The following is an 18,882-nucleotide window of genomic DNA, read 5'->3' on the forward strand; positions in this document are numbered from 1 at the left end:
GCGATGGCGATCGAGGTCGTCGTCCCCGATCCGGGCGACCACGAGGAGTTCGACGTCGTCGAGATCATGGTCGAGGTCGGCGAGCGGGTCGAGGCCGGCGACGCGCTGCTGGAGATCTCGACCGACAAGGCGAACATGGACGTCGAGGCGCCGGCCGCCGGGACCGTCGCGGAGGTGCGCGTCAGCGAGGGCGACACCGTCCCCGTGACGACCGTCCTGATGGTGCTCGAGCCATGACCGCGGGCGCCGCGCTCGGGCGCTTGGTGGCCGCGCTGGGCCGTCCGGGCGCGGAGCTGCCCGAGCCGCTGCTGGAGCGGCTGCGCTGCGGCCTGCTGCACGACCTGACGGTCGCGCTCGCCGCCCATCCCGTCGGCGGCGCGATCTGGCCGCTGGTGCGCGACCGCGGGCCGGCGGAGGCGACGCTGCTGGTCGACGGCGGCCGCGTCGCGGCCGAGGCGGCGGCGTTCGCGAACGCGCAGCTGATGCACGCGCGGGCGCAGGACGACACGCACTTCGCGGCCAAGACGCACGTCGGCGCGGCGGTGATCCCGGCGGCGCTCGCGCTCGCGGAGCGGGAGGGCGCCGACGGCGGGCGCCTCGCCGCCGCGGTGATTGCCGGCTGCGAGGTCGCGGCGGCGGTCGGCGAGCGCCACGCGGCGGCCGCGACGGCGCGCGGCTTCCGCGCCTCGCCGGTCTTCGGCACGCTCGGCGCGGCGGCGGCCTGCGCGGTCGTGCTGGGGCTCGACGAGGAGCGCGCCGCGCACGCGCTCGCGATCGCCTCCAGCTGCTCCGGCGGCCTCAACCAGACGTGGGTCGACGGCTCCTCCGAGTACCGCCTCCAGCTCGGCTTCGCCGCGCGCGACGGCCTGCTGGCGGCGCGCCTGGCGGCGGCCGGCGAGCGCGGCGCGCGGCACTGGTACGAGGGCGAGGCCGGCTTCGCGCGGGCCTTCGGCGGCGGCGCGCCCGGCGGCGGTCCGTCCGGCGGCGAGCCGCTCGGCGGCGAGGCGTTCGGCGCGGGCGAGGCCTGTTGCGACGACGACTGGCAGCTCGGCGTCCGCTGGCGGCTGCTCGATGTCACCTACAAGCCGCATCCCGTCTGCGCGATCCTGCAGAGCGCGGTGACCGTCGCGGCGGGGCTCGCGCGCGAGCACGACCTCGACGCGAGCGCGGTCACGGCCGTGCGCGTCGCGCTCGACCCGCGCGACCGCGCCTACCCCGGCACGCTCGACCCGGGGCCGTGGGACCACGTCGCCGCGACGCTGATGAGCGCGCAGTTCTGCACCGCGCTCGCGCTGCGCGACCGCGGCGCCTCGCTGGCGGGGCTGCACGACTTCGACGACCCGCTGCTGGCGCGGCTGGCGGCGGCGACGACGGTGCTCGCCGACGAGCGGATCCCGCCGCTGGGCGCGCGCGTCGAGGTCGACACCGCCGCCGGCGCGACCGTCGCCGCCGAGCTGCTGCCGGACGCGCGCACGTATGGCTGGGACTGGGAGGGCGTGCGCGGCAACGCGCTGCGGATGCTGCCCGAGCTGCCCGTCGACGCGGCCCGGCTGGAGCGGCTCGCCGCCGTCGTGCGCGAGCTGACGGCGCTGCCGACGCTCGCCCCGCTGCTGCGGGAGTGCGTCGCATGAGCCCGCTCGATCCGCGCGAGGACGGCGTTCACCGCCCCGATCCCGCGCGTGAGCGCTGGCGCGAGTCGTGGTACTTCAAGTGGTGGGACTTCGCGCACGCGATCGGCGGCGACACGACGATCGGCTACCGCCCCGCGCGCGGTCACTCGGGCGCCTTGAACGTGCTGTGGGGCGACGCGCTGCCGACGCTGGTCGCGGCCGAGCTGGACCACGCGCCCGACCATGCGCGGCCGCATCCGGTCGCGGGCCTGGCGTACGAGCAGGAGGAGCCGTTCGGCGTCTGGCGGATCCGCTTCGACGGCCGCCTCAACGACGGCGGCGCGCTCGCCGCCTGCGACCCGGCGGCGGTCGTCGCGGCCGGCGACGCGGCCGTGCCGGTCTCCTACGACCTCCGCTTCACGCCCGACCGGCCGGCCTACCGCTACCGCGAGGACCCGGAGTGGGACGGCCTCTTCGACGGCCACGTCGACGAGGTCGGCCGCGTCACCGGCACGGTCACGATCGACGGCGCGACGCACGCGATCGACGGCCGCGGCTGCAAGGACCACTCGTGGGGCGTGCGCGACTGGGCCCGCCCGCACGGCTGGCGCTGGGTCGACATGCTGTTCGGCGACGGCGGGCCGGAGCTGTCGCTGTGGCGGGCGACCTTCGACGGCGAGCGCTGGCGCCAGGACGGCGCGATCTACGCCGGCACGGGCGCGGCGGCCGTCGCCGAGCCGATCGTCGCCTTCGAGGAGACGGTCAGCTGGGCGGAGCGCCCCGGCGCGCCGCGCCCGGCGCGCTGGGAGTTCGCGGCCGCCAGCGCCTCCCACCGCCTCGCGGGCAGCGCGGAGATCGTCTGCGCGGTCCCGCTGCGCTACCCGATCCGCGACGAGCACGGCCGTCGCACGACCGCCTGGATCGACCGCTGCCGTTACGAGGCGCTGCTCGACGACGGCCGCCGCGCCGTCGGCACGGTCGAGTTCCAGCGCCGCGTCTGAGTTGCCGGGCGCTACGGCGTCGCGCCGCGCGGCGCGACGCCGGGCGCGACGATCCCGCCGCCGATCAGCGCCGTGACGTGGTCGCTGTAGGACTCGACCAGCTCCGCGTCCAGGGTCGCGCCGAAGCCGCGCTCCAGCAGCGGGCGGGCGGAGAAGAGGAACTCGCAGAGGCCGACGACGGAGAAGAAGAAGAGCGTCGGGTCGAGCTCGCGCCAGCCCTCCTCGGCGCGGCCCTCGGTGAGCAGCTCGGCGTACCAGTCGCGCGCCGGCAGCGCGAAGCTGCGCGCGATCGCCTCGACGGCGTCGGGCTCGGCGGCCAGCAGGCGCTCGCCCATCAGGCGGTTGACGTAGGGGTAGCGCAGGTAGTTGCGGACGATCCCGGCGACGTGGCGGCGCAGCTTCTCCGACGGCGGGATCGCCAGCGCGGCGAGCCGCTCGATCTCGTCCGAGAGCCCTTCGAGCACGCGCTCCAGCAGCGCGTCGAGCAGGCCGTCCTTGGAGCCGAAGCAGTACTTCACCATCGCGACGTTGACCTCGGCGCGGGCGCAGATCTCGCTCACGGAGGCGATCTGCCCGGCGCGGTCGAGCAGCAGCTCGTGCGCCGCCTGCAGCAGCTTCTCGCCAGTCGCCTCTGCGCTGCCGCGGGGCATGCGCGGCATCTTCGCAGGTCGCTTCCTTGACATCAACTAAACGCTTATTTAGTGTCGCTGGGCATGAGAGAGACCGTCCGCCTCGGCTGCTGGGCAGCCTTCTGGGGCGATACCAGCGCTGCCGTCGACCAGCTGCTCGACGGCGCCGACGTCGACTATCTCGTCGCCGACTACCTGTCCGAGATCACGATGGCGCTGCTCGCCCGCGCCCGCGCGAAGGATCCCGAGGCCGGCTACGTGCCCGACGCGGTCCGCGTGCTGGCGCCGCGGCTGGCGGAGATCAAGGCGCGCGGCATCCGCATCGTCACCAACGCCGGCGCGCTCAACCCCAGCGCCTGCGCGCACGCCTTCCGCGAGGCGGCGGCCGCGGCCGGCGTCGAGCTGCGCGTCGCCGCCGTCGAGGGCGACGACCTCTCGCCGCGGGGCGAGGAGCTGCTCGCCGGCGCGGCGCGCGACATGTTCACCGGCGAGCCGCTGCCGGGCCGCCCGATGACGATCAACGCCTACCTCGGCGCGCGCCCGATCGCCGCCGCGCTCGACGCCGGCGCCGACGTCGTCGTGACCGGCCGCGCGGTCGACTCGGCGGTCGTGCTGGGCCCGCTGATGCACGAGTTCGGCTGGGCCGACGACGACTACGACCTGCTCTCGGCCGGCACGCTCGCCGGCCACGTCGTCGAGTGCGGGCCGCAGTGCACCGGCGGCAACTTCACCGACTGGGACGAGGTCCCCGGCTGGGACGAGATGGGCTTCCCGGTGATCGAGGTCCGCGCCGACGGCAGCGCCGTCGTCAGCAAGCCGGCCAACACCGGCGGGCTCGTCTCGCCCGCGACCGTCGGCGAGCAGATCGTCTACGAGATCGGCGACCCCGGCGCCTACGTGATGCCCGACGTCGTCTGCGACTGGCGCGAGGTGACGCTGGAGCAGGTCGGGATCGACCGCGTCCGCGTCGCCGGCGCGCGCGGCAGCAGACCGCCGGCGACGTACAAGGTCACAGCCACCCACGCCGACGGCTTCCGCGTGATGGCGACGGCGATGTTCAGCGGCCTCGACGCCGCCGGCAAGGCGCGCCGCGCCGGCCAGGCGCTCGTCGCGCGCACCGAGCGGCTGATCGCGGCGGCCGGCCACGGCCCGCTGACGGAGACGTCGGTCGAGGTGATCGGCGCCGGCGACACGCACGGGCCCGATCACCGCGACGACAGCGCGACCGAGGCGGTCGTGAAGATAGCCGCGCGCCACCCCGAGAAGGCGGCGCTGGAGCAGTTCGCGCTGGAGTACGCGCCGATGGCGCTGGTCGCGCAGGGGATGACCGGCTTCTTCGGCGGCCGCCCGCGCCCGGCGCCGGCGATCTCCGTCTACCACCTGCTGCTCGACAAGGCGAGCACGCCGGTGCGGGTCCAGCTCGACGACGACGAGCCGTTCGCGGTCGCGATCGCCGCGGGCGATCCGGAGCTGCAGATCGGCACGCCCGCATTGCGGGACGGCGACGCACGCCTCTCGCTGACCGACGGCGGCGTGACCGTCCCGCTGCGGCGGCTGGCGTGGGCGCGCAGCGGCGACAAGGGCGACCAGGCGAACATCGGCGTGATCGCGCGCCGGCCCGAGTTCCTCGCGCCGATCCGCGAGCAGCTGACCTGCGCCCGCGTCGGCGACCGCTTCGCGCAGTACCTGACCGGCGGCGTGCGGCGCTGGGAGCTGCCGGGCCTGCACGCGCTCAACTTCGTGCTCGACGGCGCGCTCGGCGGCAAGGGCGGGACCTCGACGCTGCGCTTCGACCCGCAGGGCAAGAGCTTCGCCGCGATGCTGCTGGAGCTGCCGATCGCCGTCCCGGCCGAGTGGGACCGCGACGGGCGCCTGACGCGCGGCGCCGCGGCGGCGCCGGCGCGAGCCGCGCGATGAGCCTCCCGCAGAAGGTGCTGGTCGCCAACCGCGGCGAGATCGCGGTGCGGATCGTCGCGACGCTGCGGCGGCTCGGGATCGCCAGCGTCGCCGTCTACCACGCCGAGGACGCCGGCGGGCGGGCGGTGCGCGAGGCCGACGAGGCGGTGCAGCTGTTCGGCGAGACGCCGGTCGGCGCCTACCTCGACGGCGCCGCGATCGTCGCCGCCTGCGAGGCGACCGGCGCGACCGCCGTCCATCCCGGCTTCGGCTTCCTGTCGGAGAACGCCGACTTCGCCGAGCGGCTGGCCGCGGCCGGGATCGTCTTCGTCGGCCCGCCGCCGGCGGCGATCCGCGCGATGGGCGACAAGATCGAGAGCAAGCGGATCGCGCAGGAGGCCGGCGTGCCGACGCTGCCGGGCTCCGACGGCGCCGTCGAGACGGCCGCGGAGGCGACCGCGATCGCCGCCGAGATCGGCTTCCCCGTGCTGCTGAAGGCGAGCGCCGGCGGCGGCGGGAAGGGGATGCGGATCGCGCGCGACGCGGCCGACTGCGCGGAGGCGTTCGAGCGCGCCTCCAGCGAGGCGCTCGCGAGCTTCGGCGACGGCCGCGTCTTCGTCGAGCGCTACATCGAGCGCCCGCGCCACATCGAGGTGCAGGTGCTGGCCGACGGCCACGGCGCCGTCGTCCACCTCGGCGAGCGCGAGTGCTCGATCCAGCGCCGCTACCAGAAGGTCGTGGAGGAGTGCCCGTCGCCGTTCGTCGACGCCGCCACGCGCGCCGAGATGGGCCGCACGGCGATCGCGCTCGCGCGCGCCGTCGACTACCGCTCCGCCGGCACCGTCGAGCTGATCGTCGACGAGCAGCGGCGCTTCTACTTCCTCGAGATGAACACACGCCTGCAGGTCGAGCATCCCGTCACCGAGCTGGTGACCGGGATCGACATCGTCGAGCAGCAGCTGCGCGTCGCCGCCGGCGAGCCGCTCGCGTTCGACCAGCAGCAGGTCCGCTTCGACGGCCACGCGATCGAGTGCCGCGTCTACGCCGAGGACGCCGACGCCGGCTTCGTGCCGGCGACCGGACCGCTGGCGCTCGTGCGCTTCCCGGCCGGCGAGGGGATCCGCGTCGACCACGGCGTCGTCGAGGGGCAGGAGGTCAGCTCCGCGTTCGATCCGATGATCGCCAAGCTCGCCGTCCACGCGCCGACGCGCGCGGAGGCGATCGCGCGCGGCCGCGCGGCGCTGCGCGAGACGGTCCTGCTCGGCACGATCACCAACACCGCCTTCCTCGAACGGGTGCTGGCGCAGCCGGCGTTCGCCGCGGGGGAGACCCACACCGGCTTCATCGACGAGCACGCCGCGGCGCTGCGGTCGCCCGCGCCGAGCGCCGAGCAGGAGCGCTGCCTGGCGGCCGCGGCGGCGCTCGCGAGCCCGCGCTTCGACCGCCGCCACGCCGTCCCCGAGCCGCTCGCGGCGATCGGCGCGTGGAGCAGCTGATGGCGGCCTGCGAGATCGCGCTGGAGGGCGGCGGCACGCACACCGCGACGCTCGCGCAGCTCGGCGCGCGCACGGCGGTGCGGCTCGACGGCGTCGACCGCCCGGCCGCGCTGACGCGCGCCGGCGACGGGTACGAGCTGCGGCTGGAGGATCGCGTCGAGCGCGTCTGGGTCGCGGTCATCGGCGATGTCGTCCACGTCCACGCCTTCGGGCGCGCCTGGACGCTGACGGTGATCGACCCGGTCGAGCGCGCCCGCGGCGGCGGCCCCTCCGAGGAGCTGGCGACGGCGCCGATGCCGGGCGCGGTGATCGCGGTCGCGGTCAGCGCCGGCGACGCCGTCGCGCAGGGCCAGCGGCTGCTGGTGATCGAGAGCATGAAGATGCAGAACGAGATCGTCGCCGCGCGCGACGGCGTCGTCGAGCGGGTGCACGTCGAGGTCGGCGAGACCTTCGACCGCGGCGCCCCGCTCGTCGCGCTCGCGCCGCTCGCAGACGACGACGGCGACGGAGACGAGGACTGATGCAGCGGCTGGAGACCCACGTCGACACGACCTCGCCGACGTACAAGGCCTATCGCGAGCACAACCTCGCGCTCGCCGCCGAGCTGCGCGAGACGCTGCACGCGGCCCGCCACGTCCGCCCCCAGCGGGCGCTCGACCGGCTCGCCGAGCAGCAGAAGCTGACCGTGCGCCAGCGGCTGGAGCTGCTGCTGGACCCCGGCGCGCCGTTCCTGGAGCTGATGTCGCTGGCCGCCAACCGCCACTACGACGGTGAGGCGCCGCAGGCGCTGCTGGTGACCGGCATCGGCGTCGTCAACGGCCGCGAGGTCGTCGTGATCGCCAACGACTCGTCGCTGAAGGGCGGCGCCTGGTACCCGATCACGACGCGCAAGATCGTGCGCGCGCTGACGGTCGCGCGCGAGAACCGCCTGCCGGTCGTGCACATGCTCGACAGCGGCGGCGCCAACCTCCACCTGCAGGACGAGATCTACGCGACCGCCGGGCACATCTTCAAGCAGCAGTGCCAGCTCAGCGCCGCCGGGATCCCGCAGCTGGCGGTCGTCTTCGGCTACTGCACCGCCGGCGCGGCCTACACGCCGACGCTCTGCGACCAGACGATCATGGTGCGCGAACGGGGCGCGATCTTCCTCGCCGGCCCGCCGCTGGTGAAGGCCGCGACCGGCGAGGAGGTCAGCACGGAGGAGCTGGGCGGCGCCGACATGCACACGCAGGTCTCCGGCGTCGCCGACTACGCCGTCGACAGCGAGGCCGAGGCGCTCGCGCTCGCGCGCGACATCGTCGGCGTGTGGGCGCGGCGCGAGAAGGCCGACAGCGACCGCCGCGCGCCCGAGCCGCCGTTCCACGACCCGGCCGAGCTGTACGGGATCGTCCCCGACGACGTCAAGAAGCAGTTCGAGATGCGCGAGGTGATCGGGCGGATCGTCGACGGCAGCCGCTTCCACGAGTTCAAGCCGCACTACGGCGAGACGCTCGTGACCGGCTGGGCGTTCATCTGGGGCTTCAAGGTCGGGATCCTCGCCAACGACGGCGTGATCTTCAGCGAGGCCGCCAACAAGGCGACGCAGTTCATGCAGCTGTGCGACCGCGACGGCATCCCGCTGCTGTTCCTGCACAACGTCACCGGCTTCATGGTCGGGCGCGACTACGAGCGCGGCGGGATCACCAAGCACGGCGCGAAGATGCTGATGGTCCAGGCGAACGTGACCGTCCCGAAGCTGTCGGTCCTCTGCCATGCCTCCCAAGGCGCCGGCAACTACGCGATGGCAGGCCGCACGTGGGACCCGCGCTTCGTCTACGCGTGGCCCAACTCGCGCTCCTCGATCATGGGCCCCGAGCAGGCCGCCGACACGCTCACGCAGGTGCGCGTCGCCGGCCTCAGACGCCGCGGCGAGGAGCCCTCGCCCGACGAGATCAACGCGATCAAGCGCGACGTCACCGCCTACTTCGAGCAGACCTACCACTCGTACTACCTCACCTCCGACCTGCGCGACGACGGCCTGATCGACCCGACCGACACGCGCAACGTGCTCGGCATGTCGCTGTCGGCGGCGCTCAACGCCCCGATCGTGCGCGCGCCCGGCGGCGTGCTGCGGATCTGACCCTCTCTCGACGAAGGAGAACGCTGTGAACGACGTGGTGACCTACGAGGTCTCCGACGACGCGGTCGCCTGGCTGACGATCGACCGCGAGGAGGCCCGCAACGCGCTCTCGCAGGCCGTCCGCGACGGCCTCTGGGCCGGCTTCCGCCGCTTCGCCGCCGACGACGACGCGGCCGTGCTGGTGCTGACCGGCGCGGGCGAGAAGGCCTTCTGCGCCGGCGGCGACCTGAAGGAGATGTCGCAGAACGCGATGCAGGTGCCGCCGCCCGACTTCCTGCCGTACCTGCAGCGGACCGTCAGAACCGACAAGCCGGTGATCGCCGCCGTCAACGGCGTCGCCTTCGCCGGCGGCTTCCTGCTCGCGCAGATGTGCGACCTCGTGATCGCCGCCGAGCACGCGACGTTCGGCATCACCGAGGTCAGAGTCGGCCGCGGCTCGCCGTGGGCGGCGCCGCTGCCGTGGCTGGTCGGGCCGCGTGCGGCGATGGAGATCATGCTGACCGGCGCGCCGCTGAGCGCCGCGCGCGCCTACGAGCTGGGCCTCGTCAACCGCGTCGTCCCGGCGGCCGAGCTGCGCGCGCAGGCGCAGCAGCTCGCGGCCGGGATCGCCGCCAACGCGCCGCTGTCGGTGCGGGCGGCGAAGCAGCTCGTCTACCTCTCCGCCGAGCACGGCTGGTCGGCCGCGCTGGACGCGGCCGACGAGCTGTACGAGCCGGTCTACCTCAGCGACGACGCGCAGGAGGGACCGCGCGCCTTCAAGGAGAAGCGGGCTCCGCGCTGGACGGGGCGCTGAGCGACGCGCGCAGCTCGCCGCGGCGGATCTTGCCGGAGACGGTCTTCGGCAGCTCCGTCGCGAAGCGGATCTCGCGTGGGTACTTGTACGGCGCCGTCAGCCGCTTGGCGTGCTCCTGCAGCTCCCGCGCGAGCGCCTCGCTCGGCTCGTGGCCGGCGGCGAGCACGACGAAGGCGCAGACGATCTGCGTCCGCTCCGGGTCGTCCTTGCCGACGACCGCGGCCTCGACGACGGCCGGGTGCTCGATCAGCGCCGACTCGACCTCGAACGGGCCGATGCGGTAGGCCGAGGAGGTGATCACGTCGTCGTCGCGGCCCTCGAACCAGAGGTAGCCGTCGCCGTCGCGCCAGGCCTTGTCGCCGGTGTAGTACCAGCCGTCGCGGAAGGCAGCGCGGTTGGCGTCCTCGTCGCCGAGGTAGCCCCCGAACAGCCCGACCGGGCGCTCCCGCGGGTCCTCGCCGACGCGCACGGCGATCGCGCCGACCGTGTCGTCGGGCGCGGGGCTGCCGTCGTCGCCGAGCACCTCGACCGTCCAGCCCGGCACCGGCTTGCCCATCGAGCCGGGGCGCACCTCCAGCGAGCGGTAGTTGGCGACCAGCACCGTCGTCTCCGACTGGCCGTAGCCGTCGTAGACGGTGAGGCCGCCGGTGCCCTCGCGCCAGGCGCGGATCACCTCCGGGTTGAGCGGCTCGCCGGCGCTCGTGCAGTGGCGCAGGGCGGACAGGTCGTGGGCGCCGAGGTCGGCCTGCACGAGCAGGCGGTAGAGCGTCGGCGGGGCGCAGAAGGAGCTGATCCGCTGCTCGCTCAGCAGCCGCAGGATCGTGTCGGCGTCGGGCTTGCCGAGCGCGACCTGGACGACCGTCGCGCGCTCGTGGAACTGGCCGTAGAGGCCGCCCCAGGCGGCCTTCGCCCAGCCCGTGTCGGTGACCGTCCAGTGGCGGTCGCCGGGGCGCAGGTCGTGCCAGAAGCGCGCGGTCGCGACGTGGCCGAGGCCGTAGCCCATCGTGTGCAGCACCATCTTCGGGTAGCTGACGGTGCCGCTGGTGAAGAAGAGGATCATCGGATCCTCGCGCGCGGTCGGCTGCTGCGGCAGGCCGTCCGGGTCGGCCTGCGCCAGCAGCGTGTCGAGATCGAGCCAGCCGGCCGCGCCGCCGCCGAGCGCGATCCGGTGGCGCAGGTCCGGCAGCGGCTCCTCGATCGCGTCGAGCTTCGCGACGCCGGCCGCGTCGGTGATCGCGGCGACCGCCTCGCCGGCACGGATGCGGTAGGAGATGTCGCGCGCGGTCAGCTGGTTGGTGCCCGGCATCGGCACCGCGCCGATGCGGATCGCGCCGAGCACGGCCGCGTACCAGGCGGGCACGCGCGGCAGCATCACGAAGACGCGGTCGCCGGGGCCGATCCCCAGCTCCAGCAGCGCCCGCGCCATCCGCCGCGCGGCCTCGGCGAGCTGCGCCGCGCTCTGCTCGGCGACCGTCTCGCCGGCGGGGCCGAGCGACAGCAGCGCCAGCGCGTCGGGCGCCTCGGCCGCCCACCGCTCGACGATGTCGACGGTCGGGTTGAAGCGCTCGGGCACCTGCGGCCGGTAGTCGGCGCGCGCCTGCTCGTAGGAGCTGAGGTTGGGCGGCGCCGAACGGCCGGGCAGCGGCGGCTGGGTCATCGTGCGGTCTCCTCGCATCGCGTGATCCCGCGACGGTAGCGCGCGCGTGCCAGGCCCGCATTGGCGGAATCGACAGTGGCCTTCGGCGCGCCGCTGGGATGGAGTGATCGCATGAGCGAAGCGGGAGCGAGCGAGGGGCCGGCGCGCGACGCCGGCGGCGGGCGCCGGCCGGTCGTGACGACGGTCGAGGAGGCGGTCGCGACGATCGCCGACGGGGCGGTCGTGGGGATCGGCGGCGCCGTCACCGCCGACCATCCGATGGCGCTGGTGCGGGCGCTGGCGCGGCGCGCGCCGCGCGAGCTGACGGTCGTCGCGCCGACCGGCGGGATCGAGGTCGACCTGCTGATCGCCGCCGGCTGCGTGCGCACGGTCGTCGCCTCCTACGTCGGGATCGAGGGGCTCGCCGCCGTCGGGCCGGTCTTCCGGCGCGCCGTGCAGGAGGGCAGCGTCGAGGTCGTCGACCTCGACGAGGCGCACTGCGTCCAGGCGCTGCGGGCGGCGGCGCAGCGGCTGCCGTTCCTGCCGTGGCGCGGCGGGGTCGGGACCTCGTTCCCGCAGCTGAACCGCTCGCTGGTCGCGTTCGACGATCCCGTCAGGGGCGAGCCGCTGCTGGCGATCCCGGCGCTGGAGCTGGACGTCGCGCTGCTGTACGCGGCGGAGTCCGACGCATACGGCAACGCCCAGGTCGCCGGCACCGGCCACATGGACGCGCTGCTCGGCGCGGCCGCCAGACGGGTCGTGCTGCAGGTCGACCGGATCGTGACGAACGAGCGGATCCGGCAGGCGCCCGAGCGGACCTGGTTCTGGGGCGAGACGACGGTCGCCCGCGCGCCGTTCGGCACCCATCCCTACTCGAACGCGGCGCTGACCGCCGACGAGCAGCACCTGCGCGAGTTCGCGCGCGTCGCGCGCGCCGGCGGCGACGAGCTGAGCGACTACCTCGACCGCCACGTGCGCGAGGCCGACCACGACGACTACCTCGAGCAGGTCGGCATCCGCCGGCTCGTCTCGCTGCTGGTGTGACCATGACGACCGAACTCCACGCCGCGCCGCCGTCGACCGACGAGCTGTTCGCGATCCTGCTGGCGCGCGACCTGCGCCCCGAGGACCGCACGATCATGGTCGGCGCGAACATGCCGATGGCGCGCGCCGCCGCCGTGCTCGCCAACCTCACGACGCACCCCGACGCGCGCATCCTGATCGGGCTCGGCGTGCAGTCGCTCGGCGGCGGCGTCCCGCCGCCGGCCGTCCACCCGTTCGTCTTCGACCCGCGCACGCTCGCGGCCGAGGCGCTGATGTTCCAGGGGCGGATCTTCGACGACGTCAGCCGGCCGGACGTCTTCTTCGTCGGCGGCCTGCAGCTCGACCGGCGCGGCAACCTCAACCTCTTCGGGATCCCCGACGGCAACGGCGGCTGGAAGATGCGCGGGCCGGGCTCGATCGCGCTGGCGACGATGAGCACCAACTGCCGCGGCTACTACGTCGTGATGCCGAGCCACGACCCGCGCACGTTCGTGGAGAGAGTGGCGCTGATCTCGGCGCTCGGCGACCGGACCGAGCGGGCGCGGCTGAGACTGCCCGGCGGCGGGATCCGCCTCGTGCTCTCCCCGCTCGGCGTCTTCGCGTTGGACGAGGCGGGCGAGCTGCAGGTCCGCAGCCTCCACGCGGGCGTGACGCCGGAGCAGGTGCGCGCCGCGACCGGCTTCCCGCTGGAGGTCCCCGACGACGTCCCGACGACGCCGCCGCCGACGGCGGCCGAGCTGGCGACGCTGCGCGAGCGGGTCGACGTCGACGGCACGCTGCGGGCGTGAGCGGCGCGCGGCGTCCCGTCGGCGAGGCGGCCGGCGCGCCCGGCGCGGCCGACGCGCCCGATGCGGCCGATGCGGCCGATGCGGCAGACGCGCCGACGCGCCGCCCCCGGATCGCGCCGGTCGCGGCGCCGGACGCGGAGCAGGCGGCGGCGCTGGCGAAGGCGCTGCCGCGCACCGACGGCAGCCCGCTGAACGTCTTCGCGACGCTCGCGCACGCGCCGCGCCTGCTGAGACGGGTCAACGCGCTCGGCGGCTACTTCGCCGTCCACGGCCGCATCTCGCCGCGCGACCGCGAGCTGGTCGTGCTGCGCGTCGCCGGCCGCACCGGCAGCGCCTACGAGGCCGCCCACCACCGCGCGATCGGCGCCTCCGCCGGGCTCGTGCCGGCGGAGGTCGAGGCGGCGCTCGACGGCGACAGCGCGCACCCGTGGGCGCCGGCCGACGCCGCGCTGCTGCACGCGACCGACGAGCTGGTCCTGCGGCGCACCGTCGGCGACGCGACCTGGACGCGGCTGCGCGCCACGCGCGACGAGCACGAGCTGCTGGAGCTGCTCGTGCTGGCCGGCTTCTACGCGCTGCTCGCCGGCGTCATCGACGCCGCCGGCATCGAGCTCGATCCGCTGCCGCCGCGCACGGGGTGAGCGGCGGCGGGGCTCGGGTGCGCGCCGAGTCGTCGGTCAGGCTGGCGGCGGAAGCGGGATCTCCGGCGCCGGAGACGTGTGAGGACGGAGCACGATTCCGAACTCTGCTCTCAGCGCCTCGGCGACGGCCCAGAGCTGCCCGACGGTCGGGTTCGTGCGGCCTGCCTCGAGGTTCGAGATGTACGGCGCGGTGACCTGAAGCCGCTCGGCGAGCTGCGCTTGGGTCACGCCGGCGGCCACACGAGCGGCCCTGATCGCTTCTGCGGCGACCTGGCTCGCGGCGGCGCTGCTGCTCGTCCGCGGCAACGCGACTAGGCCGCCGACGTGGTGCTCGCGCCGCTGATCCTGGTGAAGGGCGGCGGGGCTGGGATGGAGGGACGAGCAGCCGTGGGCGTCGCGGGCGGCTGCTCGGCGGGATTCGTATCCGCGAGCACGTGCGCGACGAGGTCGCCCGCACGGAACGCGCCCGGCAGGTTGCGTGCCCACGCCTCAGCATCGTCGGCCAGGTGGATCTGGCGTCCGGTGACCGCGTCGACGACTGGCAGCTGGTGGTCGAGGACTCCGTGCTTGTCGACGATCGAGACCGTGCGGCGTCCATCGGCGAAGACCATGGCGCACACCGCCCAGCCAGAGCGACCGGACTCTTCGTCGTACACGGGGGTTCGGATCTCGACGACCACCACGCTCGGTGCCTCCTTCGGCTGTCCATCTGATCGGCGAGCTCCCCTCGTCGACCATTAGCTCTTGAGTAAACTACCCGAAATCGGGTCTCATCGTGCGCCGCTCAGAAGTCGCCGGGCAGCGGAAGTACGCGCTTGGACAGCATCTTGCGCGCTCGATCGCTGAACGCTGCGAACCGATCTGCCGCAAGGAAGTCCTTGAGTCCGTGGAACGCGTCGCCGTCGACGAGCGAGTCGAGCGTCATCTGCTCGCCTCTCGTGAGGCTTGTCTCATTGCAGCGGCGACGGTGCGCGAGGAACTCGGACGCGTTGGAACGGTCGTTCGGTCGTGCGAACGCGAACGCGTTGTCGATCAGCGCGAGCCGGCGTCGTCTCGGGTCGAAGCGAAGATTGGCGCGATGGCGGTCCTGCTGTCCGATGAGGGCGTCCCAGAACGCCGCGGCATGCGCCTGGTCCTTCGCCTCGATCGCCCCGGCCCAGTCGGGCCAGCCGTCGCGCCAGTTGACGAGGACGCCGCCACCGACGCCGGGGACGTCGCGCAGGACGGCTGTGGGCACCATGCGTTCCCAGCGATCGCCGAGCGCATAGGCGAGGCGCCAGGCGACCACCTCGTGAACGGGTGCCTCTGATGGATCTTGCTGGTAGTGGCCGCACGTCGGGGAGGACTGGCCCGCGAACGGCTTGAATATCGCCTGACGCCCTGACTCGAACGTCACATGGAAGGTCAGGCTGGCACCTGGGTTGCTGGTGCTGTTGGGAGAGGCGGCTTCGATCGGCTCTCGCAGCATCGACTGCACGCGATGCGGCCGCTCAATGTACTGCTCACGACCGACGCTTCCGAACGCAAACGTTTTGAGCATATGCAGCTACGTCCTGCCGGTGGATCCGGGCTGCTCTAGTCGAAGCTGAGCACCAGCTTGCCGGTCGCCTGACGCGACTCGATCAGCTTGTGCGCGCGGGCGGCCTCGGCGACCGGGAGGATCGTCACGCGCGGGCGCAGGCGGCCGTCGAGCAGGCGCTCCTGGATCGCGTCGAAGGCGCGCTGCGGCTCGGCCGGGTCCTGCTCGGCGACGCGCGCGACGACGAAGCCGCTGATCGTCTGGCCGCGTGGCATCAGCGCGCGCGTGTCGAGCGTCGCCGGCTGCTGGCTGGCGGAGCCGACGACGACGTAGCGGCCGTTGAAGGCGAGCGCGCGCAGGCTGGCCGCGAACAGCGGGCCGCCGACGCCGTCGAGCACCACGTCGGCGCCGCGACCGCCGGTCGCCTCCCGCACCGCCGCGGTCAGCGCCTGCGGGTCCGGCGCCAGCGCGAGCGCGGCGCCGTGCTCGCGCGCGACGGTTCGCTTCGCCTCCGTCGAGGCGGTCGCGATCACCGTCGCGCCGGCCTCGGCGGCGAGCTGCACGCAGAGGCCGCCGAGACCGCCGCCGGCGGCGTGCACGAGCACCGTCTCGCCGCGCGCGAGACGGCCGTAGCGGTGGACGGCGTACCAGCCGGTGACGCCCTGCGTGAAGAGCGCCGCGGCGTCGTGCAGCGAGACCCCGTCGGCGACCGCGTAGACGCGCTCGCGCGGGACGACGACGTGGTCGGCGTAGCCGCCGCCGTGCTCGGTGAAGGCGACGACGCGGCTGCCCGGCGGCGGCCCGCCGGCGGGCCCCGCGACGACGCGGCCGGCGACCTCGAAGCCGGGCGTGAACGACAGCGGCTGGTCGCGGCGGTACTCGCCGCGGCGCACCATCGTGTCGGCGAAGTTGACGCCGATCGCCGCGACCGCGACGTGCACGTCGTCGTCGCCGCGCGGCGGCAGCGGCCCGGTCGTCCAGCGCAGCTCGGCGGGGGCGCCGAAGCGGCGCAGCGCGACGAGCCGGCGCTCGGCCGGCCCGCTGGTCGTCGTCTCGGCCATCGTGGGATCCACCCTCGCAGAGGCGGCCCGCCGCGACGACTAGCGCTCCCGACAGGTCGCGCGCGGCGCGATCCCGGCGATCCTGACCGGCGAGCTGCACGACGAGCGGGAGGAGCGAGATGACGAGCGCCAGTGACGACGCAAGCGGGCCGGCGACGGCGATCGACGTCAGCTCGCTGCACGGCCGCCGTGCGCTGCAGCGGTGGGAGCGGGTCAGCGTCGGCGACGTCTTCGAGCGGCTGACGTGGAGCTATCCGGAGAAGGACGCGATCGTCGCGTGGGAGGGCGCGTGCGCCGACCCGGCGCTGCGGCGCGTCAGCTACCGCGAGGCCGACGCGCTCGCCAACCGGATCGCCAACGCGCTGCTGGCGCGCGGGCTGCGGCGCGGCGACCGCGTGCTGCTGTTCTGCGAGAACTCGGTCGAGGCCTACCTGACGAAGTTCGGGATCGCGAAGGCGGGGCTGACCTGCGTCCCGGTCAATCCGCTGATGGCGCCCGACGTCGTCGCGCACCTGATCGAGCGGACCGAGCCGCGCTTCACGCTCGTCGACGCCGAGCTGTGGCCACGCGCCGCACCGGCCTTCGCGGCGCGCGGCCTGACGCCCGACGTGACGATCGAGATCGGCGGCGCGGCCGTCGCCGGCAGCATCCCGTTCGCCGCCTTCCACGCCGATGCGCCCGCGCACGAGCCGCAGGTCGAGATCCACGGCGACGACATCTGGGAGATCGTCTTCACCTCCGGCACGACCGCGCTGCCGAAGGGCGTGATGGTCTCGCACAGCTACAGCCACCTCGCCGCCTACTCGTTCGCGCTGACGCTGACGCGCGGGCTGCGGATCGAGTGCGACCTGAAGCTGTGCGCCTTCCTGCCGCTGATCTACCACATCGCCGACCAGATCTTCAGCCTGCCGGCGTTCCTCTCCGGCGGCACGCTCGTGATCGGCCGCGGCTACGACCCGCGACAGGTCGCCGCCGCGATCACGAAGGAGCGCGCGACGGCGCTGTGGGCCGGTTCGCCGGCGATGCTCGGCGAGCTCGTCGGCGTGCTCGAGCGCGAGCCGCTGACGCACGACCTGCGCAGCCTCACGACGGCCGTCTACGGCTGGACGGCGGCGCCCCCCGGCCTCGTCGCGGCGCTCAAGCGCCACTGCGGCGAGCAGCTGGTGCTGTGCGAGATCCTCGGCCAGACCGAGGCGATCTCCTGCCACCGCTTCTGGCCGGACAAGTGGCTGGACCTCTTCCACCGGACGGCGCCCGAGCACAACTACGTCGGCGTGCCGAACCCGCTGCTGGCGGCCGACGTCGTCGACCACGAGGGCCGCTCGCTGCGCGACCGTCCCGGCGTCCCCGGCGAGGTCGTCTACCGCTCGCCGGTCGTGACCGCCGGCTACTACCGCGACGAGGAGGCGACGCGCGCCGCCTTCCGCGACGGCTGGTTTCACTCCGGCGACGTCTGCGTCTACGACGACGACGGCCTGCGGATCATGGTCGACCGCTCCAAGGACATCGTCAAGTCGGGTGGCGAGAACGTCTCCAGCCTGCGCGTCGAGGCGGTCCTGCACCAGCATCCCGGCGTCGCGAAGGCGGCCGTCGTGGGGCTGCCGCACGAGCGCTGGGGCGAGGCCGTGACCGCCTTCGTGGTCCCCGCCGCCGGCGCCGAGCTCGACCCCGAGGCGCTGATCGCCTGGAGCCGCGAGACGCTCGCCGGCTTCGAGGCGCCCAAGCGCGTCGTGCTGGTCGAGCAGCTGCCGGTGACCGTCGGCGGCAAGGTCCTCAAGTACGCGCTGCGCGCCGAGAACAAGGAGCTGTACGCATGACGGACGCGATCGACGACGCCCCCGCCCTCTCCGCGATCACCTACGACGAGCTGGTCGTCGGGAAGCGGATCGGGCCGTTCGAGGAGCGGGTGACGGCCGACCTGGCCGGGCGCCTCGCCGGCCCGATCGGCGAACCGAGGACGGTCGCGGCGGCGCCGCCGGCGGTCTTCCCGGTGCTGTTCCTGCGCGCGCTGCGGCGCGGGCTCGGCGGCATCCCCGCGGGCGGGATCCTCGCCAAGCAGGAGCTGGAGTTCCACGCGCCGCTGGCGGTCGGGACGACGGCGCAGGTGACGATGTGGATCGGCGCCAAGGAGGTCCGCCGCGAGCGGCCGTTCGTGACCGTCGAGTTCGACGTGCGCGACGCGCACGGCGTCCAGGCGGTCAGCGGGCGCAAGGTGATCGTGTGGCCCACGGGCCCCGGACAGGAGGCGGGCAGATGAGCGCGCGCGGCGAGTTCCCGAACGTGTCGGAGACGGTCACGCAGGCGTCGATCGACGCCTACGCCGAGCTGTCGGGCGACTTCAACCCGCTCCACGTCGACCCGGTCGCGGCCGCCGCCTCCGAGTTCGGCGGGATCATCGCGCACGGCCCGATCGCGCTCCACGCCTTCCTGCGCGCGGCGACCGACTGGCTCGGCGTCGAGGCGCTGCCGCCGGGCAGCCGCGTCGCGGTCACCTACCGCGCGCCGACCCGCCCCGGCGACACGATCGGCTGCGCGCTGACCGGCGCAGCCGACGCCGACCCGCTGGAGGCGGCCTGCGTCAGCCAGGACGGCACGACGGTCGTGACGGTGCGGGCGACGCTGCCGTAGGCGGCGCGACCGCAGCACCGT

Annotated in this window: 20 protein-coding genes; 14 read left to right on the forward strand and 6 right to left on the reverse strand. The window is 74.4% G+C overall.

Annotation, left to right across the window (positions count from 1 at the left end):
• Window positions 1-3: 3 nt before the first annotated feature.
• Genes Q7L73_RS17545 through Q7L73_RS17555 form a run of 3 tightly spaced genes read left to right on the forward strand, consistent with a single transcriptional unit; the run spans window position 4 to window position 2,611 of the window.
• Window positions 4-237 carry a biotin/lipoyl-containing protein gene (locus Q7L73_RS17545; RefSeq protein WP_304692982.1) on the forward strand — a complete coding sequence of 78 codons (234 nt, stop codon included), beginning with the start codon at window positions 4-6 and terminating at the stop codon, window positions 235-237.
• The gene (locus Q7L73_RS17550; RefSeq protein ID WP_304692980.1) at window positions 234-1,631 is read left to right on the forward strand and encodes an MmgE/PrpD family protein; all 1,398 of its coding nucleotides are present in this window, start codon (window positions 234-236) and stop codon (window positions 1,629-1,631) included. Before Q7L73_RS17545 ends, Q7L73_RS17550 begins: the two co-directional genes overlap by 4 nt.
• A complete protein-coding gene (locus Q7L73_RS17555) occupies window positions 1,628-2,611 on the forward strand; it encodes a hypothetical protein (protein WP_304692978.1) in 984 nt (327 codons plus the stop codon). The genes Q7L73_RS17550 and Q7L73_RS17555 overlap by 4 nt, the downstream gene beginning before the upstream one ends.
• An 11-nt stretch (window positions 2,612-2,622) precedes the next feature.
• Here Q7L73_RS17555 and Q7L73_RS17560 read toward each other — a convergent pair whose 3' ends face one another.
• The gene (locus tag Q7L73_RS17560; RefSeq protein ID WP_304692976.1) at window positions 2,623-3,261 is read right to left on the reverse strand and encodes a TetR family transcriptional regulator; all 639 of its coding nucleotides are present in this window, start codon (window positions 3,259-3,261) and stop codon (window positions 2,623-2,625) included.
• Window positions 3,262-3,324: 63 nt separating this feature from the next.
• On the opposite strand from Q7L73_RS17560, the gene Q7L73_RS17565 reads away from it, so the two are divergent.
• The 5 genes from Q7L73_RS17565 to Q7L73_RS17585 are packed head-to-tail and all read left to right on the forward strand — an operon-like array spanning window position 3,325 to window position 9,544.
• Window positions 3,325-5,157 carry an acyclic terpene utilization AtuA family protein gene (locus Q7L73_RS17565; protein ID WP_304692974.1) on the forward strand — a complete coding sequence of 611 codons (1,833 nt, stop codon included), beginning with the start codon at window positions 3,325-3,327 and terminating at the stop codon, window positions 5,155-5,157.
• On the forward strand, window positions 5,154-6,632 hold the full coding sequence (locus Q7L73_RS17570) for an acetyl/propionyl/methylcrotonyl-CoA carboxylase subunit alpha (RefSeq protein WP_304692972.1): 1,479 nt from the start codon (window positions 5,154-5,156) through the stop codon (window positions 6,630-6,632). Before Q7L73_RS17565 ends, Q7L73_RS17570 begins: the two co-directional genes overlap by 4 nt.
• Window positions 6,620-7,153, forward strand: coding sequence for a biotin/lipoyl-containing protein (locus Q7L73_RS17575; RefSeq protein ID WP_304692970.1), 534 nt, complete (start codon window positions 6,620-6,622; stop codon window positions 7,151-7,153). Before Q7L73_RS17570 ends, Q7L73_RS17575 begins: the two co-directional genes overlap by 13 nt.
• Complete coding sequence (locus Q7L73_RS17580) at window positions 7,153-8,751, forward strand: acyl-CoA carboxylase subunit beta (protein WP_304692968.1); 1,599 nt, start codon at window positions 7,153-7,155, stop codon at window positions 8,749-8,751. Before Q7L73_RS17575 ends, Q7L73_RS17580 begins: the two co-directional genes overlap by 1 nt.
• A 25-nt stretch (window positions 8,752-8,776) precedes the next feature.
• Window positions 8,777-9,544, forward strand: a complete 768-nt coding sequence (locus Q7L73_RS17585) for an enoyl-CoA hydratase/isomerase family protein (RefSeq protein WP_304692966.1) — start codon at window positions 8,777-8,779, stop codon at window positions 9,542-9,544.
• On the opposite strand, the gene Q7L73_RS17590 is transcribed toward Q7L73_RS17585, so the two are convergent.
• Window positions 9,507-11,201 carry an acyl-CoA synthetase gene (locus Q7L73_RS17590; protein ID WP_304692964.1) on the reverse strand — a complete coding sequence of 565 codons (1,695 nt, stop codon included), beginning with the start codon at window positions 11,199-11,201 and terminating at the stop codon, window positions 9,507-9,509. The genes Q7L73_RS17585 and Q7L73_RS17590 overlap by 38 nt on opposite strands.
• 111 nt (window positions 11,202-11,312) lie before the next feature.
• Here Q7L73_RS17590 and Q7L73_RS17595 point away from each other — a divergent pair, with 111 nt between their 5' ends.
• The 3 genes from Q7L73_RS17595 to Q7L73_RS17605 are packed head-to-tail and all read left to right on the forward strand — an operon-like array spanning window position 11,313 to window position 13,653.
• Window positions 11,313-12,224, forward strand: coding sequence for a CoA transferase subunit A (locus Q7L73_RS17595; RefSeq protein WP_304692962.1), 912 nt, complete (start codon window positions 11,313-11,315; stop codon window positions 12,222-12,224).
• 2 nt (window positions 12,225-12,226) lie between these two features.
• Complete coding sequence (locus Q7L73_RS17600) at window positions 12,227-13,012, forward strand: hypothetical protein (protein ID WP_304692960.1); 786 nt, start codon at window positions 12,227-12,229, stop codon at window positions 13,010-13,012.
• A complete protein-coding gene (locus tag Q7L73_RS17605) occupies window positions 13,009-13,653 on the forward strand; it encodes a carboxymuconolactone decarboxylase family protein (RefSeq protein WP_304692958.1) in 645 nt (214 codons plus the stop codon). Before Q7L73_RS17600 ends, Q7L73_RS17605 begins: the two co-directional genes overlap by 4 nt.
• A 36-nt stretch (window positions 13,654-13,689) precedes the next feature.
• On the opposite strand, the gene Q7L73_RS28775 is transcribed toward Q7L73_RS17605, so the two are convergent.
• The 4 genes from Q7L73_RS28775 to Q7L73_RS17620 form a co-directional block, all read right to left on the reverse strand.
• Window positions 13,690-13,959: a helix-turn-helix domain-containing protein gene (locus tag Q7L73_RS28775; protein WP_370552434.1), complete on the reverse strand. Its 270-nt coding sequence runs from the start codon at window positions 13,957-13,959 to the stop codon at window positions 13,690-13,692.
• A gap of 5 nt (window positions 13,960-13,964) precedes the next feature.
• Complete coding sequence (locus tag Q7L73_RS17610) at window positions 13,965-14,336, reverse strand: hypothetical protein (RefSeq protein WP_304692956.1); 372 nt, start codon at window positions 14,334-14,336, stop codon at window positions 13,965-13,967.
• Between the two features lie 101 nt (window positions 14,337-14,437).
• Window positions 14,438-15,130 carry a hypothetical protein gene (locus Q7L73_RS17615; protein WP_304715597.1) on the reverse strand — a complete coding sequence of 231 codons (693 nt, stop codon included), beginning with the start codon at window positions 15,128-15,130 and terminating at the stop codon, window positions 14,438-14,440.
• Window positions 15,131-15,228: 98 nt separating this feature from the next.
• Window positions 15,229-16,233, reverse strand: coding sequence for a zinc-binding dehydrogenase (locus tag Q7L73_RS17620; protein ID WP_304692953.1), 1,005 nt, complete (start codon window positions 16,231-16,233; stop codon window positions 15,229-15,231).
• Window positions 16,234-16,352: 119 nt separating this feature from the next.
• Here Q7L73_RS17620 and Q7L73_RS17625 point away from each other — a divergent pair, with 119 nt between their 5' ends.
• The 3 genes from Q7L73_RS17625 to Q7L73_RS17635 are packed head-to-tail and all read left to right on the forward strand — an operon-like array spanning window position 16,353 to window position 18,861.
• The gene (locus Q7L73_RS17625) at window positions 16,353-18,050 is read left to right on the forward strand and encodes a class I adenylate-forming enzyme family protein (protein ID WP_304692951.1); all 1,698 of its coding nucleotides are present in this window, start codon (window positions 16,353-16,355) and stop codon (window positions 18,048-18,050) included.
• Entirely contained in the window at window positions 18,047-18,490 is a 444-nt protein-coding gene (locus Q7L73_RS17630) for a MaoC family dehydratase (RefSeq protein ID WP_304692949.1), read from the forward strand. The genes Q7L73_RS17625 and Q7L73_RS17630 overlap by 4 nt, the downstream gene beginning before the upstream one ends.
• Window positions 18,487-18,861, forward strand: a complete 375-nt coding sequence (locus tag Q7L73_RS17635; protein ID WP_304692946.1) for a MaoC family dehydratase — start codon at window positions 18,487-18,489, stop codon at window positions 18,859-18,861. Before Q7L73_RS17630 ends, Q7L73_RS17635 begins: the two co-directional genes overlap by 4 nt.
• Window positions 18,862-18,882 lie beyond the last annotated feature (21 nt).

The organism is Conexibacter sp. CPCC 205762 (genome assembly GCF_030646155.1).
In the GTDB taxonomy this organism is placed as follows: Bacteria; Actinomycetota; Thermoleophilia; order Solirubrobacterales; family Solirubrobacteraceae; genus Conexibacter.

Excerpts from the sequence above, each read along its gene's own strand:
- Q7L73_RS17565 (WP_304692974.1), top strand. The coding sequence starts at position 3,325 with ATGAGAGAGACCGTCCGCCTCGGCTGCTGGGCAGCCTTCTGGGGCGAT.
- Q7L73_RS17620 (WP_304692953.1), bottom strand. The coding sequence starts at position 16,233 with ATGGCCGAGACGACGACCAGCGGGCCGGCCGAGCGCCGGCTCGTCGCG.
- Q7L73_RS17555 (WP_304692978.1), top strand. The coding sequence starts at position 1,628 with ATGAGCCCGCTCGATCCGCGCGAGGACGGCGTTCACCGCCCCGATCCC.
- Q7L73_RS17630 (WP_304692949.1), top strand. The coding sequence starts at position 18,047 with ATGACGGACGCGATCGACGACGCCCCCGCCCTCTCCGCGATCACCTAC.
- Q7L73_RS17625 (WP_304692951.1), top strand. The coding sequence starts at position 16,353 with ATGACGAGCGCCAGTGACGACGCAAGCGGGCCGGCGACGGCGATCGAC.
- Q7L73_RS17570 (WP_304692972.1), top strand. The coding sequence starts at position 5,154 with ATGAGCCTCCCGCAGAAGGTGCTGGTCGCCAACCGCGGCGAGATCGCG.
- Q7L73_RS17550 (WP_304692980.1), top strand. The coding sequence starts at position 234 with ATGACCGCGGGCGCCGCGCTCGGGCGCTTGGTGGCCGCGCTGGGCCGT.
- Q7L73_RS17560 (WP_304692976.1), bottom strand. The coding sequence starts at position 3,261 with ATGCCCCGCGGCAGCGCAGAGGCGACTGGCGAGAAGCTGCTGCAGGCG.
- Q7L73_RS17580 (WP_304692968.1), top strand. The coding sequence starts at position 7,153 with ATGCAGCGGCTGGAGACCCACGTCGACACGACCTCGCCGACGTACAAG.
- Q7L73_RS17595 (WP_304692962.1), top strand. The coding sequence starts at position 11,313 with ATGAGCGAAGCGGGAGCGAGCGAGGGGCCGGCGCGCGACGCCGGCGGC.
- Q7L73_RS17590 (WP_304692964.1), bottom strand. The coding sequence starts at position 11,201 with ATGACCCAGCCGCCGCTGCCCGGCCGTTCGGCGCCGCCCAACCTCAGC.
- Q7L73_RS17545 (WP_304692982.1), top strand. The coding sequence starts at position 4 with ATGGCGATCGAGGTCGTCGTCCCCGATCCGGGCGACCACGAGGAGTTC.
- Q7L73_RS17600 (WP_304692960.1), top strand. The coding sequence starts at position 12,227 with ATGACGACCGAACTCCACGCCGCGCCGCCGTCGACCGACGAGCTGTTC.
- Q7L73_RS17635 (WP_304692946.1), top strand. The coding sequence starts at position 18,487 with ATGAGCGCGCGCGGCGAGTTCCCGAACGTGTCGGAGACGGTCACGCAG.